Annotated in this window: 14 protein-coding genes; 6 read left to right on the plus strand and 8 right to left on the minus strand. The window is 66.4% G+C overall.

Annotation, left to right across the window (positions count from 1 at the left end):
- The first annotated feature begins 17 nt into the window (after positions 1-17).
- Both KI794_RS03045 and KI794_RS03050 read left to right on the plus strand, forming a co-directional pair.
- The gene (locus KI794_RS03045; protein WP_255809085.1) at positions 18-920 is read left to right on the plus strand and encodes a DUF817 domain-containing protein; all 903 of its coding nucleotides are present in this window, start codon (positions 18-20) and stop codon (positions 918-920) included.
- The gene (locus KI794_RS03050) at positions 917-1,999 is read left to right on the plus strand and encodes a hypothetical protein (protein ID WP_255809086.1); all 1,083 of its coding nucleotides are present in this window, start codon (positions 917-919) and stop codon (positions 1,997-1,999) included. The genes KI794_RS03045 and KI794_RS03050 overlap by 4 nt, the downstream gene beginning before the upstream one ends.
- 59 nt (positions 2,000-2,058) lie before the next feature.
- Here the strand turns inward: KI794_RS03050 and KI794_RS03055 are convergent, their stop codons facing one another.
- The 3 genes from KI794_RS03055 to KI794_RS03065 form a co-directional block, all read right to left on the minus strand.
- Entirely contained in the window at positions 2,059-2,784 is a 726-nt protein-coding gene (locus tag KI794_RS03055; RefSeq protein WP_255809087.1) for a DUF4190 domain-containing protein, read from the minus strand.
- A 136-nt stretch (positions 2,785-2,920) separates the two neighbouring features.
- Positions 2,921-4,498 (minus strand): MFS transporter, encoded by a 1,578-nt coding sequence (locus tag KI794_RS03060; RefSeq protein WP_255809088.1) that lies wholly within the window; start codon positions 4,496-4,498, stop codon positions 2,921-2,923.
- On the minus strand, positions 4,495-5,109 hold the full coding sequence (locus KI794_RS03065; RefSeq protein WP_255809089.1) for a TetR/AcrR family transcriptional regulator: 615 nt from the start codon (positions 5,107-5,109) through the stop codon (positions 4,495-4,497). The genes KI794_RS03060 and KI794_RS03065 overlap by 4 nt, the downstream gene beginning before the upstream one ends.
- 175 nt (positions 5,110-5,284) lie before the next feature.
- Between KI794_RS03065 and rraA the strand changes: the two genes are divergently transcribed.
- Both rraA and KI794_RS03075 read left to right on the plus strand, forming a co-directional pair.
- Positions 5,285-5,755, plus strand: coding sequence for a ribonuclease E activity regulator RraA (gene rraA / locus KI794_RS03070; protein ID WP_255809090.1), 471 nt, complete (start codon positions 5,285-5,287; stop codon positions 5,753-5,755).
- Complete coding sequence (locus KI794_RS03075; protein WP_255809091.1) at positions 5,752-6,477, plus strand: lysoplasmalogenase family protein; 726 nt, start codon at positions 5,752-5,754, stop codon at positions 6,475-6,477. The genes rraA and KI794_RS03075 overlap by 4 nt, the downstream gene beginning before the upstream one ends.
- Here the strand turns inward: KI794_RS03075 and KI794_RS03080 are convergent.
- From KI794_RS03080 to KI794_RS03100, 5 genes are all read right to left on the minus strand, one after another.
- A complete protein-coding gene (locus KI794_RS03080) occupies positions 6,474-7,919 on the minus strand; it encodes an aldehyde dehydrogenase family protein (protein ID WP_255809092.1) in 1,446 nt (481 codons plus the stop codon). The genes KI794_RS03075 and KI794_RS03080 overlap by 4 nt on opposite strands.
- A 12-nt stretch (positions 7,920-7,931) precedes the next feature.
- The gene (locus KI794_RS03085; protein WP_255809093.1) at positions 7,932-8,888 is read right to left on the minus strand and encodes a hydroxyacid dehydrogenase; all 957 of its coding nucleotides are present in this window, start codon (positions 8,886-8,888) and stop codon (positions 7,932-7,934) included.
- Between the two features lie 13 nt (positions 8,889-8,901).
- Complete coding sequence (locus tag KI794_RS03090; RefSeq protein ID WP_255809094.1) at positions 8,902-10,179, minus strand: TRAP transporter large permease; 1,278 nt, start codon at positions 10,177-10,179, stop codon at positions 8,902-8,904.
- Positions 10,180-10,182: 3 nt separating this feature from the next.
- Positions 10,183-10,785, minus strand: coding sequence for a TRAP transporter small permease (locus KI794_RS03095; RefSeq protein ID WP_255809095.1), 603 nt, complete (start codon positions 10,783-10,785; stop codon positions 10,183-10,185).
- Between the two features lie 121 nt (positions 10,786-10,906).
- Positions 10,907-11,377 (minus strand): Lrp/AsnC family transcriptional regulator, encoded by a 471-nt coding sequence (locus tag KI794_RS03100; protein WP_119283386.1) that lies wholly within the window; start codon positions 11,375-11,377, stop codon positions 10,907-10,909.
- Between the two features lie 108 nt (positions 11,378-11,485).
- Between KI794_RS03100 and KI794_RS03105 the strand changes: the two genes are divergently transcribed.
- Positions 11,486-14,380: an aminotransferase class III-fold pyridoxal phosphate-dependent enzyme gene (locus KI794_RS03105; RefSeq protein ID WP_255809096.1), complete on the plus strand. Its 2,895-nt coding sequence runs from the start codon at positions 11,486-11,488 to the stop codon at positions 14,378-14,380.
- A 127-nt stretch (positions 14,381-14,507) separates the two neighbouring features.
- A complete protein-coding gene (gene dctP, locus KI794_RS03110; RefSeq protein ID WP_185986136.1) occupies positions 14,508-15,521 on the plus strand; it encodes a TRAP transporter substrate-binding protein DctP in 1,014 nt (337 codons plus the stop codon).
- The last annotated feature ends 59 nt before the right edge of the window (positions 15,522-15,580 follow it).

Raw genomic sequence — 15,580 nt, forward strand, 5'->3', positions numbered from 1 at the left:
GAACTGGAGCCGCTCGCGTGACGACTGATGCGGGCGGCTTTCCGTCGCACGAGCTTACGAGGCTCGAGCGCGCGATCGACCGCGCCGCGAATCGGGTGCTTGCAGGCGCCCCTGCGCGCGGCGCCAGGGCGGTGCTCGTCGAGTGCTCAGTGTTCTTGCTCAAACAGGCGTGGGCGTGCATCTTCGGCGCGCTGCTGCTCGTCGTGCTCGTCGCCGCGCGGCTCTGGTACCCAGACGACGCGATCCTTGCCAGGAACGATGCGCTGACGATCGCGGCGGTCGTGATTCAGATCCTGCTGCTTGCCTTCAAGCTTGAAACGGGTCGAGAGCTCTGGGTGATCCTGCTCTTCCACATCACAGGCACGGTGATGGAGCTCTTCAAGACCGATGTCGGCTCGTGGGCGTACGAGGGGGAGGGGATCCTGCGCATCGGCGCCGTGCCACTCTTCAGCGGGTTCATGTATGCCGCTGTCGGCTCATACATGGTGCGCGTCTATCGGCTGCACGATCTACGGTTCGCCCGCTACCCGTCGCGGCTCGTGACGACGGTGATCGCCGCGCTCATCTACGTCAACTTCTTCTCGCACCACTTCATTGTCGACCTGCGGTGGGTGCTGCTCGCCGCGGTCGCCGTGGTGTGGTGGCGCACCTCTATGCACTTCAGGGTATACAGGGCGACGCTGCGTGCCCCGCTGCTTCTCGTGTTCTTTGGCGTCGCGACCTTCATTTGGTTCGCCGAGAACATCGCGACGTGGGCCGGCGCCTGGCTGTACCCGCACCAGGAGGGTGGCTGGGAGCCCGTGTCACCGCAGAAGCTCATCGCCTGGTTCCTGCTCATGATCATCTCTGTCGTGATGGTGACCTGGGTGTACCCGCCCCGCGCTCCGTCCGATCAGCCGAGCCGGGCGCCGCGCGCGTGAGGCGGCTGTTCGGGAGCCCGCTCTTCTGGGCGATCGCCTGCTTCGGGTTCGCGCTGCCATGGGTGCTCGCGGGCAACGCGGCCGACTTCTTCCCGGTCGTGTGCCTCCTCGTCTCAGGCTTCTTCGCTGGCCTCGTCGCTATGCGGCTGCTCGCGCGCATTCCGTCGCGCCGTGCCGGCCTCGCCGCGCACATCGGGCTTGCTGGCGCGCTCGCACTGTACGGGGTACTGTTCGTGCCGCGCATCGGAGAGGCCATGGCCTGGCTTCGCTCGGTGCTACCCGACCCGCTGGTGTCGCTTGCGTGGGCGCTCTGGTTCACGAGCATCACCCTCACCGCGGTCGTCTGGCTGACGCTGCTCGGCCGGGCGGTTGCCGCGCTTCCCGGCGGCCCCGCATCCGACCTCCCCGCCCCGGTCTGGGTGGGGTCGGAAGACGGCGCGCAGACCGAGTTCACAGCGGTCGAGATGTCGCGACACGCATACCTCGTGGCGGTTGCTGCCTGTGCGGCGGCGGTGCTTGGGGCGGCCGTCGCGATCTTCATCGCGGCCGAGCCCGTCGTGAGTCGGCTGTCGCCAAAACTCCTGTTGCTGGCGTTCGGTGTGCTTCTCATGCTGCCCGTGTACCTCGCGGCGCGCGCGTACTTTCGCGCGCGGACTCGCGCCTGGCGGGTCACATTCACGGCGGGCCGGATGCGTATCGCGGAGCTGCAGCCCACCCGGGAGGGTGCCGCTCGCGACTGGCTGCCCGTGGAAACTGACCAAGGGGCGGATCGGGTGGCGGAATGGACTGCCGCCTTCGCCGACATCGACTCTCTCGTATGGTGTGAGGCGGGGGAGGCCGCCCGCATCGAGGTGCGCTCGCGGCGGGGCGACCGTACGCTGCTTGTCGGCGTCGCAAAGCCGCTCGCTGGGAAACGGGCGGCGCTGCCGGGCCTGTCCCGCAGGGTGCGCGCGGAGCTTGGCGACGCGGGGCTCGGCGAGGCAGGGGTCGGCCAGGCGGGGCTCCGTGGACGCTCAGCGAAGGGTCGCCCTGGCCAGTGGCGCTTCGTACGAGCTGGCGCCAGCGACTCCCGGCCCTAGGAACGTGAGAAGCGGGCACTCCCATGTTGGGAGTGCCCGCCTCTCGCGGCCGGTCTGAATTAGAAGCCGTAGCTCACGGCGCTCGAGAAGATGCCGAACGATGCGAGACCGATGAAGAGCACGAGGCCGACAGCCGCGAACGCAAGCATTGCGCCGTTGAGCCAGACGCCCCACAGCGCGAGGGTGCGCTCCTTGGTGTTGCGGCGCAGCGCGAGGATGCCGAGCACGAGGCCGACGATCGGTGCGACGAACGTCCAGGCGCTCAGGATCGATGCGATGCCGATCACGAAGCTCGCGATCGCGAAGCCGTAGCTATTCTTGCCTGGCGTCGGGTCGAGGGGGCCTGGAACTGCGTACTGCGGTGCCTGCGGCGGGACCGGATGCCCGCCCTGCGGCGTAGGTGCGTAGCCGCCCTGCGGGGGCACTCCGTAGCTGCCTGTCGGCGGCACCGCGTAGGTCGGCGCTGCGCCCGGCTCCGCCGCCTGGGGCACCGTCGCCTGGGGCACTGTCGCCTGGGGCACGGTTACCTGCGGGAGCGTGACCTGCGGCACAGTTGCCTGCTGGGCGGACGTCTGCGGGCTGGGCACCTGCGGGGTGGAGACCTGCGGGGCAGCGTATGCCGCCGGAGCCGCCGGACCAGCGGGGGCCGCGGTCGCAGCAGGAGCCTCGGGAGCTGAGTCGGCCGTTGCCGGAGCCGGAGTCGGAACCGCGGTAGTGTCGGGTGTCGAATTCTCGGACTGGATGTCTGAACCTGGAAGCTGAGTGGTGTGTGCGTCGGTGGTCATGATGACATTCCTTTCTGCCGTACGCCGCCTTGATACTTCCAAGACTACGAGCCCAAGCAGCCATCGTCGTCCTGCCCCAGTACCGGGGCCGGTGGTACCCAGGTACCTATCGACCCCGAGAGCGCGCCCTCTCCCCCTAGTGGGAGCTCGCTGAGACGTCTGTGCCCTTCGGCGTGAGGAAGAAGACGATCGCGGCAATCGTCAGCATGCTCAGGCCGCCGACAATTCCGGTGGTCTGCATCGACGAGGTGAACGCCTCGCTCGCGGTCGCGAGCAGGTCAGGGAGCTTCAACTCCTCGGCGATCGCGGCGGCGGCCCCGAGCGAGTCGTTTGCCTGCTTCGCGGCCTCCGCGCCGAGCCCGTCGACGAGCGGGTTACCCGCGAGCCCCACGCGGTAGAGGATCGCGGCGATCGATCCGAGGATCGCGACACCGAGTACGGCGCCGAGCTCGTACGAGGTCTCTTCGATCGCGCCCGCGCTGCCAGCCTTCTCCTCGGGGGTGCCGTGCATGATCATTGCCGACCCGATCGCGAGCGATCCCGTGCCAAAGCCCACGAGGGTGAGCGCGATGAGCACCGTCGTGTAGTTGAGCGTTCCCGGCTGCAGGCCGATCGCGAGCATGCCGGTGCCTGCGAGCGCGATGCCACCCGCGAGGACCGCGCGCGAGCCGACGAGGCGCGCGATCGGGGGAGCGGCGAGCGAGGCCACCGCGCCGGCGATCGCGACGGGTATGAGCCTGACACCCGCTTCGATCGGGGTCGCGCCGTCGATGATCTGCATCCACTGGGCGAGCAGCAGGAGTGCTGCCCCCATCGCGAACGACGAGCCGAGCGCCGCGATGATGCCTGCAGAGAACGGTCGGTTCCTGAAGAGTCCCAGTTCGAGCAGCGGGGCGTCGCTCCGGAGGCAGCGAATGATGAACCAGGCGAGCAGCGCGACGCCCGCGGCGAACGCGGTGAGCGCGCTCGGCACGAGGAAGCTTGACTCGGCGGCGAAGGTCTTGATCGACCAGATCACGAGTGTCATTCCGGCAATCGAGAGGAGTGCGGCGAGGAAGTCCCAGCGGCCGGGGTTCTTCACCTTCGATTCGGGCAGCACAAGCACGCCGGCGATGACTCCAGCGAGCATGAGCGGCACGTTCACGAGGAACGCGGCGTGCCACGAGAAGTGCTCGAGCAACACGCCACCGATGAGCGGGCCGACCGCGGCGCCAAGGCCGGAGACCGCGGCCCAGATGCTGAGCGCGGTGGCGCGCTCGCGCGGGTCGGTGAAGGTGACGCGGATGAGCGAGAGCGTCGTCGGCATGATCATCGCGCCGCCGATGCCAAGGAGCGCGCGGATCGTGATGACGGCCTCGGCGCTTGACGCGATGAGCACGAGCAGTGACGCGAGCCCGAACAGCGTGTAGCCGATCATGAGCATGCGCTTGCGGCCCCAGCGGTCGGCGAGCGCGGCGAACGAGACGAGCAGGCCCGCGAGCACGAGCGAGTAGACGTCGATGATCCACAGCTGCTGCGCCGCCGTCGGGTGGAGCTCAGCGGCCATCTTCGGAAGCGCGATGTTCAGGATCGTCATATCCATCGTGATGACGAGCAGGCTCGCCGTGAGCACGGCGAGGGCGCCCCAACGTCGGGCACGGCTGATGAGCGCGGCGGTGGCCTGCGCCGGATCTGCGTGCGGGGCGTTCAGTATGGGCGTGTGTTCGTTCGTCATGACTCAGACTTTTCGGATGGGTGGCCAGTCGTGCTGGTGGGTCGAGGTGAAGTTGGTGGGCCCGCGAGCGCGGTCAGCGCGATGGTGAGCGCCTCGCGGGAGAGGGAGTGCTGGCGCAAGCCTGCGTGGACCGTCGCGCCGTCGATGTAGACCGCGATCGCCTCGGCGCGATCCCGATCGAAATGCACCGAGAGCATCTCGATGAGCTTGTCGCTCCATCTGAGGGCGAGCTCCCGGAGGCTCGGGTCTGCCGTGGCGCTCGAGAACAGCGCGATGTCGGCGTTCACGGCGCGAGGATCCTGCAGGTAGCTCAGCAGCTCGGTGACCGCTCCTGACGGGTCGGTCTGGAGCGTGGCGAGGTGCGGTTCGAGCGCGGCGAGCGCCTCGTCGTCTTCTTGGGCGAGCGCGCGGAGTGCCTCCTCGCGCAACTCGTCGATCGACGCGAAGTATTGGGTTGTCGAGCCGAGGGCGACGCCCGCGTGGCTCGCGGCTGCGCGGTGCGTGAGTGCGGCGGCGCCGCGCGTGACGATGATCTCGGTCGCGGCAAGCAGGATCGCACGCCGTCGCGCCTCCGGATCTCGCTTTCCGGGCGCGAGTGGTTCGGTGCTCATCGCTTCTCCCCAAAATGCTCATGTACTTCTGTACATGTACATTTGTACATGATGTGACCGTAGCGTCGCAACTCTGTCGCGCGGTAGCGTGGGATCGGCGGCAGAGTCGCCGCGCGCGGCAGTCGGCCTAGCCAACGATCGCCGCGTTCTCGAATAAGGAATGAGGCCCATCGAGATGGACACCATCAGCACCGCAGATCTCTACGACGAGCGGGGCGACGAGCTCCAGTCAGTGTCGCTGCAGTTTCAGGACTGCGGCGGTGACACCAGCTTCAGCGGCACCGTGCGCACGGTGAAGTGCTTCCAAGACAACGCGCGCTTGAAGAGCGTGCTCTCGACGCCAGGCGACGGCGCCGTGCTCGTCATCGACGGCGAGGGCTCGCTCGAGACCGCGCTCGTCGGCGACATCATCGCGGGACTCGGCGCAGACAACGGGTGGGCAGGCATCATCGTGCACGGCGCGATCCGCGACCGTGTCGCAATCGGCACGCTGCCGCTCGGCGTGAAGGCGCTTGGCTCGAACCCGGCGAAGTCAACGAAGACCGGAAGCGGCGAGACCGACGTGCCCGTGACGTTTGGCGGCGTGACGTTCACTCCCGGCGCGATGGTGTGGTGCGACGCAGACGGCATCCTCGTCGAGAAGTGACCGACCCGTCGCGCGGCGGGCTGAAAAGCCCCGAGCTGTCTGAGGCGACTGCTGGGCCCACTCAGCTCCTGCTGCCGTTCGTGCCGTACGCCGCGATCTCGATCGTCCACGTCGCATTTGTCTTCATCGGGAACCCGCTCGCGGGCCCGACAAAGCTGTTGCTCATGCCGCTTTTGGCAGTCGCCATCCTGTGGGCATCGGCCGGCGTCCGGCCGTGGCCCGGCAAGGCGCTCTCGCTCTTGCTGCTTGGCGTGCTGTTCTCGTGGCTCGGCGACGGCTCCTCGGCGTTCTTCCCGATGTTCGCGGACGAGGTGCCGATGATGCTCGCCTGCTTCGGTATCGCGCACGTTTTTTACGTGCTGCTCATGTGGCGCGGGCGCGGCCTCGCCCGCGGCGGGTTTCCGAAGTGGGCGCTCGGCTACGTCGCCGCCTACGCCCTCCTCGTATCGCTGCTCGTGCCGCATACGGGCGACCTCACGGTTCCGGTGCTGTTCTACGGTGCGCTCCTCGTCGCGACAGCCGCTTTCGCTGCACGCTGCGGCGGCCTGATCGCGTGGGGCGGCTTCTGGTTTCTCGCGTCTGACGCGATCCTGTCGTTTCGCATCTTCACCCCAGACGCGATGCCCGACTGGACGAGCGGTGCGGTGATGCTCACCTACACGCTCGGCCAGGGGCTCATCGCGTACGGCGTGGTGCGGGCGCTCGCGACGAGAGCGAACTAGCCGCCAAAGGACACGAAGTGCGAGCTCGTTGTCGTGTAGAAGTCGAACGCACGAGTTCCCTGCTCTCGCGGGCCGTAACTCGACGCACCGACCCCGCCAAACGGCGCGTGGAGTTCAGACACCGCGGGTGAGGCGTTGACTGAGACAAGGCCGGCCCGAACCTCGGCCTGAAACCGTTCGCTCGTCGCCAGTCCGGTTGTCACGATGCCGGCGGAGAGGCCGTAGGGCACGTCGTTCGCGATCTCGATTGCATGCTCGATGCCGTCAGCCTCAATAATGCACGCGACCGGGCCGAATATCTCATCTTGGTTGAGCCGCATCGAGCTCTGCCCGCCCGCGAAGAGTGTCGGCTCGAGATAGTACCCGCGGGTGCTGCGCTCGAGGAGCGCGCCTCCAGTCAGCAGCTCTGCGCCCTCGCGCTGTCCGAGGGCGATCGCCGCGAGATCCGTTTCGAGTTGCGCGTGTGTGGCGACGGGCCCCATCGTCGTCGCCGGATCGAGGGCGTGGCCGACGCGGATCGCGGCGGTTGCCGCGGTCATTCGGCGCACGAAGTCGTCGTGGACTGCGTTGTCGACGATGAGCCGGCTGCTTGCGGTGCACCGCTGGCCCGTCGCGCCAAAGCACGAGTCGATCGCGACTCGAACGGCGAGGTCGAGGTCTGCGTCTGCCGCGACGACGAGCGGGTTCTTGCCTCCCATCTCAGCCTGCACACGCTTCGACCCCGTTGCATGCGCGGTCGCGAGGAGATGCCTGCCGACCCGTGTCGAACCCGTGAAGCTCACTGCGGCTACGTCGGGGTGGGTCGCGAACCGCTCGCCGACGATACTGCCGCGACCGGTGACGAGGTTGAACACGCCCGCTGGCGCGCCCGCATCGGCGATGATCTCTGCGAGCGATGCAGCCGATGCAGGCACTGCCTCTGCTGGCTTGAACACCACAGTGTTTCCCGCCGCGAGGGCAGGGGCGATCTTCCAGCTCGGCACGGCGAGCGGGAAGTTCCACGGGGCGATGATGCCGACGACACCGAGCGGTTTGCGGCGTGTGTGGATCGAGGTGTCTTGTCTGCGCGATGCAAGCACCTCGCCCTGGGGCGTGAAGAGGTGGTTCGCGTAGTAGGAGAACGTTTGCGCCGCCCGAGTGACCTCGCCAATGCCCTCGGCGCGCGTCTTGCCCTCCTCGCGCGCGAGCTGCTCGCCGAGCTCGTCGCGGCGCGCGAGCAGCCGCGCAGCGACGCCCTCGAGGAGGGTGGCCCGTTCGGCTGCGGGCGACCTTCCCCACGTCACAGCCGCCGCCGCGGCGGCGGCGATCGCGTCGTCGGTCTGCGCGAGAGAGGCCATGCCGTACTCACCGAGCGGCGCATCGAGGTCGCTCGGGTTCTCGTTGAGGGTCACGTCTGCGCCTGGCACCCAGGCGCCGTCGATGAAGATTGGATGGGTCGACACCTGTCGGTCTCCTTACGTGGTTTCGGCGCCGAGCGCCTCAAGCGTGAATCGTGCGACATCAACTGCCATGCGCTCGAGCGCTTCGGCGGTCATCGCGGCCATGTGCGGGGTGAGCAGCAGGTTTGGCGCGCCAAACAGCGGCGAGGCAACGTCTGGCGGCTCGGGCGAGAAGACGTCGACTGCGGCACCCGCGAGTGTTCCGCCGGTGAGTGCGCGAGCAAGCGCATCCTCGTCGACAAGTCCGCCGCGGGCGGCATTGATAAGCACGGCGTTGGGTCGCAACATTCCGAACTCGCGTTCGCCGATGAGCGGGCCGCGGGCAGGATCGCCGGGAACGTGCAGGCTGAGCGCGTCGACAGTCGGAAGCAGCGAGGCGAGGTCGGCCACTGGGGTGATTCCGGCCCGCTCGAGCGCATCCGGGTCGGCGTAGGGATCGACCGCAGACACGCGCATCCCGAGCGCCAGCGCCCGCCGAGCGACGGACTGACCGATCGCACCGGCGCCAACAAGCCCGAGATGGGCTCCTGAGAGCTCACGGCCAATCAGCCCAAGCCTGTCGACCTGGCCGGGGAGTGAGCCAGCTGCCGCGGTGAACTTGCCGCCGCGGAGCGCCGACTCCACTTCGCTGAATCGCTTGAAGAGGTGCATGAGCGCGGCGATCGTGTACTCGCCGACTGACTCGGTGTTGCTTCGTGGGGTATTCACGATGTGGATGCCGCGCTCGGCAGCGAGCGTGCCATCGATGTTGTCGATGCCAGCACCGTGACGGCCGATGACACGGAGACGCATGCCCTGATTGAGGGTCGCGGCGGTGATCGGGGTGCTGCGAACGATGATCGCATCTGAGTCGGCGAGCGCCTCGGGCAGTCGCGGGTCGTCGGGGCCGGAGAGCTCCCGAACAGTCGCCGACTGTCTGAGGATCTCGACGCCGGCCGGATGGATTGATTCGAGCAGGGTGATGATTGGCACTGTGAGCTCCGGGTTAGAGAACGCTGGGAAGGAACGTGGTGACCGCTGGCACGTAGCTCACAAGCAGCAGCACGATGATGAGTGCGAGGAAGAACGGCATGAACGCCCGTGTGATCTCGCCGATCTTTGCGCCAGTGATTGCGCTCACGGTGAAGAGCGTGCTGCCGACGGGCGGGGTGATCGAGCCGATTGTGACGTTGAGCACAACCATCACGCCAAACTGCACGGGATCAATGCCGAGACCTACGGCGAGCGGCGCGAGCATCGGGGTCATGATGATCATGAGGCTCATCGCGTCGATGACGGCACCGAGCAGCAGCAGGATGACGTTGACGAGCAGCAGGAACAGGATCGGGTTCTCGCCGACGACGCCGAGCAGGTCTCCGAGCTGCTGCGGAACGCGTTCGTAGGCAACGACGATGCTGAATACCGCCGCTGCGGCGATGATCAGCATGAGCATCGCGCTCGTGAGCGCGGCGTCCTTGAGCACCTTCGGGATGTCGCGCCACGTCATCTGCTTGTAGACGAACATCGAGACGAGCAGCGCGTAGATGACCGCGACCGCGCTGAGCTCGGTCGGCGTGAACACGCCCATGCGCAGCCCGACGAGCAACAGCACGGGCATGAGCAGCGCAGAGAACGACGCGCGGAAGCCCTGCATGACCTCGCGAAATGACGCACGCGTATCGCGGGCGCGGGGGTGGTTGAGTCGTTCTGCGAGGATCCGCACCGCAACGCTCAGTACGACGGCGATGAGCAGCGCGGGAAGCACGCCGCCCATGAAGAGCGCGCCGACTGAGACGTCGGCGAGGACGCCGTAGAGGATCAGACCGATTGAGGGCGGAAGGACCGGGGAGATCGAGCTTGAGGCCGCGGTGAGGGCTGACGCGTACGCGTTGCTGTAGCCCTCGCGCCGCATGATGGGCACGAGCACCTTTGAGTCGATCGCGGCGTCTGCCTGCGCCGAACCGCTCATGCCGCCGATCATGAGGCTGTTGAGCACATTGACCTGCGCGAGTCCACCCTTGAAGTGGCCGACGAGCGTGCCTGCAAAGCTCATGAGGCGCTCGGCGAGGCCGCCGCCTGCCATGATGCTTCCGGCGAGGACGAAGAGGGGGACCGCAACGAGCGGGAAGGACTCGAGGCCGCTCGTGAGCCGTTGAACGACGAGTGACATTGCCCGGCCATCGACGAACACGTAGATGAGCGAGACGCTGAGCAGCGAGAGGTACACGGGCACGCGGAGCGCGAGCAGCGCGAGCAGTACGACAAAGAGTGCGAGAAGCAGCATGGATCAGCCCTGCTTTCCGGTGAGCTCGTCGCTCACAACGTTGACGAATCGCGTATCAAAGTCATCGAGTTCGACCTCTTCGATGGGAACGTTCACTCGCTCGTAGTCTGGGTTTCGGAGCCCGGAGATGGCGCGCACGGCGTGCCCGCACGAGTGAATGACCATGAGTACCAGCCCGACGAGCGCGGCGACGGTGATGTACTTCTTCGAGAAGCCCAGGCCGGGCATGATGAGAAAGCGCGCCTTCTCAAGGTAGATGACTGTCGCGACGCAGATCGTGCCGAGCACTGCGAGGGTCACGAGTTCGACGAAGAGGTCGACAGCCGCGCGGCCACGGTGCCCGAGTTTGGTTGACAGGAAGTCGAGGCAGATGTGTGCGCCGCGGCGCGAGACCGCCGCTGAGCCGAGGTACACCATCCACACCATGCAGAACATGGAGAGCGGGCCTGCCCAGGCGAGTGGGTGGTTGAACACGTACCGCATGATGACATCGGCGGTGATCGCAACTGCCATGACGCCCATGAGGGCGGCCGGCACCCACTCTTCTACGGTTGCGAGGGTGCCCCTGAGCCAGCGGGGCGCTGATCTTGCGGCTGGTGATTGCACGGATGCTCCTTTGCACTCTGCACGTCGCACCTGTGCGACGCCGATACGTCAGGCATCCAGTCTAGTGATAAAAAATCACTCATGTTGTGACTTTGCGTCACAATTTCACATTGCTATGCGCTTAGAGTGCTCCCCATCCAAAGCGATGAGTGCGAATTGAGTAGTACGGAAAAGTCTCGATTCGCAGTACGCCTGGCACGTTGCGCACCTGGTGGTTGATCGCCTCGAACATCGCAGCCTGGTCTTCCGCGATAACCTCGGCGAGGATGTCGTACTGGCCGGCGGCGATGACCACGTACACGACGTTCTGGAGGTCATTCAGGGCCGCCGCGATCTCCTCGACGTCGCCCTGGGCGACGATGCCGACCATCGCCATGCTGCGGTAGCCGAGCTTGAGCGGGTCTGTGACTCCGACGATCTGGATGATGCCGCGCTCCTCGAGGCGCATGACGCGGCGTCTCGCGCCGCCCGCGGTGAGGCCGACGAGCTCGCCGAGCTCGGCGTAACCACACCGGCCATCTTTCTGGAGCGCCGACAGCAGCTTGCGGTCAATGTCATCAATGTCGTTGGGCTCGTGGTTTACGTCGATCACGCTCTATCGCCTTGCTGTGATGAAAAATGACTAATCTGGACAATTTTGTGATGTAGGGTGATTTCTCAGAGGCATTGAGTGTTCCACGCGACATCGAATGGGGTTGTAATGACTGAGAGTATCAGCCGGACTTGGCTTTTTGCGCGCCCAGTGGTGGCCGAAAGCGACGCAATGAAGGTGGCGAACGAGTGCTTCGGGGTGAGCGGCACGGCCGTCGAGGTCGGCAGCCAGCAAGACCGAAACTTCGCGATCAGGGGCGCCGGTGAGCGGAATATCCTGCTGAAGTTCGATAACGCTGCCACGACAGAAGCCGACCGCGAGTTCCAGGCACTCGTCGGGGGCGCGCTCGCCGCCGCTGGCGTCTCGACCCCGGCGCAGCTTGTGCCGATCCCTGGCGCGGGGATCGCACACGAGACCGTGTCTGAGGTCGGAGAAGCCGAGACCGTCGTCGCTCGGGCGTTCGAGTGGGTTGATGGGGCGCCTATCGCAGATGAGCCTGAGCTTCGCGGTTTCCGTGCCGAGCAGCTCGGCGAGCTCGCAGGCCGCTCGGTGTCAGGCCTGCGGGGGGTCGCGCATGCGGCGGCCGAGCGCGATATCCAGTGGGAGCTCGGTCGCGCACTTGATGTCGTCGAGCAGCTCGCCGACGCATTGCCCTTCGAGCGCCGCGAGCGCTGCCTCGCCGCCGCGCGCCGCGCTGCTGCCGCCGTGCGCGCCGCCCAGCACGCGCTGCCTCGCCAGGTGATCCACGGCGACATCACTGCCGATAACGTGCTCTGCGACGCTCGCGGCACGCTGTGGGTTGTCGACCTCGGGGACGCGGCGATGTCGTGGCGAGTCGCTGAGCTCGCGGTGACTGCCGCCGACGTTCTCGGGCGCACGGGCAGCATTGCGCACACCGGGCGAGTGGTTCGCGGCTTTCTTACTGCCGCCACGCTCACTGAGACAGAACTCTCGGTCGTGTGGCCGCTCATCGTGCTCCGCGGGGCGGTACTCGCGGTGAGCGGGTGGAGCCAGCTCGATGTTGACCCTGGAAACGAGTACGCGCGTGAGCGGCTCGAGCACGAGTGGGAGGTATTCGAGCGTGCCTGCGCCATCGACGATGAGACAGCCTACGCGCAGCTGCGACTCGCTGCAGGCATGCCGCATCGCCCTGACATCGAGTACGCGCCGCTCGCCGGGTCGCAGCCCCAGCTGCTTGATTTGGGGGTTGAGAGCGCCGAGCTTGATCGGGGCGCCTGGCTCGAGGCTGGAATCGAAGATCGTCTCGCGCAGCGCGCACTCGAAACGACGCAGGCTGTCGCGGCCCCGTTCGGGCAGGCGCGCCTGAGTCGCGTATCGCCCCGCGCAGACGTGCCCGCAGCGGCGCGGGCTCGCTGCATCGAGCTGTGGACCGCGCCGGGCGCGACGCTCGTCGCACCGTATGCTGGCGAGCTCACTGCCGACGGCGATGTGCTCGAGCTGAGCGACAGTGGCGTCGTGCTTCGCCTTGAGGGCGTGCGGGCGCTTGCGTCTGCTGGGAGCGTGCTTACCGGGGCGCCGATCGCGGTTGCCGAGTCCGGGGCGCCCATCCGAGTGACCAGGCGATTCGCTGGCGTCGAGCCGGCCGACCCGTTCGTTGAGTTCGACGGCGAGTACGAGTGCGATGGGGCGAGTGATCCCTCGCTGCTCGTTGGTGTCGTGCCAGTACCCGATCCTGATATCGAGCTTCGAAGCGAACGAGCGCGCCGCGACCTGGCGATGGGAGGGGCGAGCGAGCGCTACTATCTTGAGCCGCCGCGCATCGAGCGTGGCTGGGGCGCGCTGCTCATCGAGACTCGCGGTCGCGCCTACCTCGACATGGTGAATAACGTCACGGCTATTGGGCACTCCCATCCGGCGCTTGCAGATAGCGTGTCGCGACAGCTCAACCTGCTGAACACGAACTCGAGGTTTCTCTACGGCCTCTACGCAGATTTCACTTCCAGGCTGCTCGAGCACTCGCCAGATCCCGCACTCGACGTGGTGATCCCCGTGAGCTCTGGCTCCGAGGCGAATGACCTCGCGCTGCGCCTCGCCCAGGTCGCCACGCAACGCAAGGTCGTTGTGGCGGCGCGCGAGGGGTACCACGGGTGGACGATGGCGTCTGACGCTGTCAGCACGTCTGCGTTTGACAACCCCAACGCGGCGGGATCGCGGCCCGAATGGGTCGATATCGTGAGCGCCCCGAACTCCTACAGGGGCGAATACCGTGGCCCTGAGTCGGGTGAGCGGTACGTTGCGGAGCTGCGTGAGCGGCTCGCGGAGCTTGTTGCCGAGGGGCGGCCCCCGGCAGCGTTCATCTCGGAGCCCGTGCTTGGCAACGCGGGCGGAGTGATTCCGCCCGCCGGCTACCTCGCTGGCGCGTATGACGCGATTCGCGCGGTTGGCGGCGTCGCAATCGCCGATGAGGTGCAGGTCGGGTACGGGAGGCTCGGTACGCACTTCTGGGGCTCCGAGCTCGCCGGGGCAGTGCCCGACATCATCACTGTCGCGAAGGCCGCAGGAAACGCTTTCCCGCTTGGCGCGGTCATCACGAAGCGGGAGATCGTCGACGCGTTGCGGGAGGAGGGGATGTTCTTCTCATCATCTGGGGGCGCACCGGCAAGCATGGCAGCCGGGCTTGCCGTGCTCGACGTCATCCGCGACGAGGGGCTCCAGGAAAATGCTCGGGTGATTGGGGAGCACCTCGTCGCCGAGCTTGCGCGCCTTGCCGACAGACACTCGATGATCGGTGCGGTGCACGGGTCGGGGCTCTACCTCGGTGTCGAGTTGGTGCGAGACCGCGAGACCCGTGAGCCAGCGGTCGCTGAGACGCGCGAGGTATGCGAACTGCTGCTGCGCCACGGGGTCATCATGCAGGCGACGTCTGAGCGGCAGAACGTGTTGAAGGTGAAGCCGCCGATGACGCTCACTCGCGAGCAGGCTGACGTGTTCATTGCAGCGCTGGATCGTGTGCTCGAAGAAGTGAATTCGGAAGAGTTGTGACGAATTGTGATGAATTTACTTCAAAAAGTGTTGTATGGTGATTATGTGCCCGATCGAAAAGATCTTTCGATGATGAAACTGAATTCTCGTGGCACGCATCTGTGAAGGCAGACCGGAGGTATCAAAGATGATCAAACGCAAAATTCTCGCGGCGAGCGTCGCCGCTGTTGTTGGGCTCGCACTCGCCGGTTGCTCGGCAGGTGGCGACGGTGGTGACTCAAGTGAGGCCGGGTCGACGACGACAATTTCGGTGTCGCACGTCGAATCGTCGTCGAGCATCACCCACAAGACCCTTGAAGCTGTCGCAGACCGCGTGAAGGAGCGGTCGGGTGGCTCGCTCGAGCTCGAGATCTACCCAGACGGCCAGCTCGGTACGTCTGCGGACACGTTGCAGCAGTCTGCATCGGGCGAGCCCCTCATCGGGTACACCGATGCGGCCGAGCTCTCGGCGCTGGCGCCGAGCAGCAACCTCGACGTGCTCGCGGGGCCGTTCCTGTTCGAAAACACCGACCAGGCACAGACGTTCCACGAGTCAGATGTGTTCGCGGAGATGAACGACGCGCTTGCCGAAGAGGGCGGGGTTCGCGTGCTCGCGCTGAACTACTTCCTCGGCACCCGCAACATTCTCGGCAAGGACGCGTACCCAGAGCCCGCAGACCTCGGGGGCGTGAAGCTCCGAGTACCTCCGATCGATTCGTTCACCCGCACCACCGAGCTGCTCGGCGCCGTGCCGACGACTGTCGACTACACGGAGGTCTACAGCGCGCTGCAGCAGGGCGTCGTCGACGCAGCAGAGAACGACATCAACTCGATGCTCGACCAGAAGTGGGGAGAGGCTGCGAACCAGCTCACCATGACCCACCACTTCCAGCTCTTCCTCGGCTTCGCGATCGGTACCGCAGCGTTCGACGCACTCACCGAAGAGCAGCAGCAGATCCTCGTTGAGGAGTTCGCGCAGGGCGGGGTCGACTCGACAGCCGAGAACGCCTCGATCGAGAGCGACACGCTCCAGGCGCTCGAAGATGCGGGCGTGACAATCACCGAAGCGAACCTCAAGGCATACCGCGAGACGACGAAGTCGTACTACGACGGCTACCCCGAGGGGCTGCTCGACAGCGTGCGCTCAGCCGCAGGCATGTAATTGGTCGGGTTTGGCGGGCAGTGCCCGCCAAACCTGCCTTCGCGGTGCCCGAATCCGAG

Source organism: Leucobacter aridicollis (assembly GCF_024399335.1).
GTDB classification, from domain to species: Bacteria; Actinomycetota; Actinomycetes; order Actinomycetales; family Microbacteriaceae; genus Leucobacter; species Leucobacter aridicollis_A.